Source organism: Pseudarthrobacter sp. NKDBFgelt (assembly GCF_046097905.1).
Taxonomy (GTDB): domain Bacteria; phylum Actinomycetota; class Actinomycetes; order Actinomycetales; family Micrococcaceae; genus Arthrobacter; species Arthrobacter polychromogenes.
Genome location: NZ_JBJURL010000150.1, coordinates 1 through 2827, shown reverse-complemented (window position 1 = coordinate 2827; position 2827 = coordinate 1). Strand labels below are relative to the sequence as shown.

3 protein-coding genes are annotated in these 2827 nt (G+C 67.0%); all 3 read right to left on the bottom strand.

What is annotated here, in order from left to right:
- On the bottom strand, nt 1-465 hold a 465-nt coding region (locus ACKAE7_RS20720), incomplete at its 3' end, for a Rho termination factor N-terminal domain-containing protein (protein WP_408980188.1).
- Between the two features lie 296 nt (nt 466-761).
- Nucleotides 762-1736: a homoserine kinase gene (thrB, locus tag ACKAE7_RS20715; RefSeq protein WP_408980187.1), complete on the bottom strand. Its 975-nt coding sequence runs from the start codon at nt 1734-1736 to the stop codon at nt 762-764.
- Between the two features lie 2 nt (nt 1737-1738).
- Nucleotides 1739-2827 (bottom strand): threonine synthase (gene thrC, locus ACKAE7_RS20710; protein ID WP_408980186.1); only part of this gene is annotated, 1089 nt, incomplete at its 5' end.

Genomic DNA, 2827 nt, shown 5'->3' with positions numbered 1-2827 from the left:
TTCGGTGGCCTCGGCGGCGGTTGCCTCAACCGGAGCGGCGGTGCTGGTTTCAGCGGTTGCCGGCTCAGTGGTTGCGGGCGCCACAACTCCGTCGCTGACGGCGCGCCGGCTGCGTCCGCGGCCACGGGCCCGGGTTCCTTCCGCGGGAGCTTCCGTTGCTTCTGCGGCAGCCGGGGAGGAAACTGCGGGGGCAGCTGCCTGGGCGGCCGGGGATTCGACAGCCTTTTCGGTTGCCCTGGCGGGAGCCTTGGTCATGGGGGTGCCGGCGCGGTGGGCGGAGATGGCCGAAACCAGGTCCCCCTTGCGCATCCGGGAACCGCCTGAGATGCCGAGCTGGCTGGCAAGTGCCTGCAGCTGCGCGAGCTTCAGGCCTGCAAGGCCGCTGCTCTTGGCGGGAGCTGCCGGTGATTCGGCAGCAGAAGATGATAGTTCCACAGCTGGCGACAGCTCAGTGGTTTCGGTCACGAAGGATCCTTCCCCCTCGACGGCGTCCAGACTGGGAGCTGGACGCGATGATTTGATCTGGGCTGCAGTTCAGATCTGCAGCCGGATTGCTCGGCCTTGCCGGTTGGATTTCGGCCAGCAGGGCCGGATACTGATTCACCTTGCGCTCCACCCATGGCGGGACGCCGGACTGACGCTTCAGGGGCAGTTTGAGTGCTGCAGATTCCTGCGACAGACCTAGCAGGCGGCACCGGAATGGATTGCGCAGTAAGAGACCAAGCGGCAACTAAGTGCAATAGCAGATCAGATAGGCGGAATTACCGCCGGTGCAACTCCACCTTAGCACCTTCGACGTCCACTGCCAGCTTCAGTACGCGCCAGGCAATATCCGGCGTGTTGGCCGCGGTGAACTGGCCGATGAAAGCCACGGCAGCGGCGGCTTCGGCCTCTCCGTTGGCGAGGACCAGCACCGTGGGCCCGGCACCGGAGACGACGGCGGCATGGCCTGCGGCGCGCAGCGCACCGATGAGGGCTGCGCTGGGCCGCATCGCCTCGGCCCGGTAGCTTTGATGCAGGTAGTCCTCAGTGCCGGCCAGCAGGAATTCAGGCTTGTGCGTGAGCGCGTGGATCAGCAGGGCAGCGCGGCCGGCGTTCATGGCAGCGGCGTGGTGGCCCACCGATGCCGGCAGCAGGGCACGCGCTGCTTCCGTGGACAGTTCGTAATCCGGAACCGCCACAACCGGGATCACCGAATCCGCCACAGTGGCGCTGGTGCTGCTGTACTGGTCACTGTCCTGCCATGACAGCGCCAGTCCGCCGAAAATGGCGGGAGCGACGTTGTCAGGGTGGCCTTCGATTTCACTGGTCAGCTGCAGGATCCAGTCCCGGCCCCGCCGGTGCGCCTCGGGCACCATGGCGTTGGCCGCCGAGACTGCGGCCACCACCGCGGAGGCGGAGGAGCCCAGGCCGCGCCCGTGGGGGTTGACGTTGTCAGCGGTCACCTTCAGGCCGCCGCGGCGGAAGCCCAGTCGTTCGAACGCCGCCTCCATGGCCCTGATCACGAGGTGGCTCGCGTCCCGGGGCAGGCTTTCCGCGCCTTCGCCGCGAAGCTCGAACAGCAGCTCGTCCGTTTCCAGGCTCTCCACCGTCAGGGTGTCGTGCAATGCAAGGGCCAGGCCCAGGCTGTCATAGCCCGGGCCCAGGTTGGCCGTGGTTGCCGGCACCCGAACGGTGACGATCTGGCCGGCCTCGATGGGTTGCAGTCCGACGGCGGCCGGCGAGGTGGTTTCCAAGGCTATTTTTCTTCCAGTCCCAGTTCAGCAGCAACGGTGACCACGTCGTTGGGTACCTTGACCGGCTGCACGTCGCTGCCGTCCTCCGTGCGCAGGGCCCACTGGGGGTCCTTGAGCCCGTGGCCCGTGACGGTAATGACGATGGTTTTGCCTGTGGGGACTTCCCCGGCGGCATGCTTCTTCAGGAGCCCTGCCACGCCGGCGGCCGATCCCGGCTCGACGAAGACGCCTTCCCGGGCGGACAGCCAGCGGTGCGCGTTCAGGATTTCCTCATCCGTGACGGAGTCGATCAGTCCGCCGGAGTCGTCGCGGGCGCCGATGGCACCGTCCCACGAGGCGGGGTTGCCAATCCGGATGGCCGTGGCGATGGTGTCGGGCTCGGTGATGGGGTGGCCGGCGACGAAAGGCGCTGCACCTGCCGCCTGGAATCCCCACATCGCGGGGGTCCTGGTGGAGACGGCGGGAAGGGTACCCGCTGTTTCGGACTCGAACGGAGCGGAGTACTCCTTGTAGCCCTTCCAGTACGCGGTGATGTTTCCGGCGTTGCCCACCGGCAGGACGTGGATGTCCGGAGCGTCGCCCAGCGCGTCGACGATTTCGAAGGCGCCGGTCTTTTGTCCCTGGATGCGGGCAGGGTTCACCGAGTTCACCAGGAACACCGGGTAGGACTCCCCCAGCTTCCGGGCGATGTCCAGGCAGTTGTCAAAGTTGCCATCCACCTGGAGCAGCGTGGCGCCGTGGGCGATCGCCTGGCTGAGCTTGCCCATGGAAATCTTGCCTTCAGGCACCAGGACGGCGCACTTCAGGCCGGCCGCAGTGGCGTACGCAGCAGCGGAGGCGGAGGTGTTTCCCGTGGAAGCGCAGACTACCGCCTGCGCGCCGGAGGCAACGGCCGCCGTCATGGCCATCGTCATGCCGCGGTCCTTGAAGGAACCGGTGGGGTTCATGCCCTCCACCTTGAGGTACACCTTGGAGCCGGTGAGCTCGGAGAGCTTCTGGGCATGCACCAGCGGGGTGCCGCCCTCGCCCAGGGTGATTACCCTGGTGGATTCCGTCACGGGCAGACGGTCAGCGTATTCGCGGATGACGCC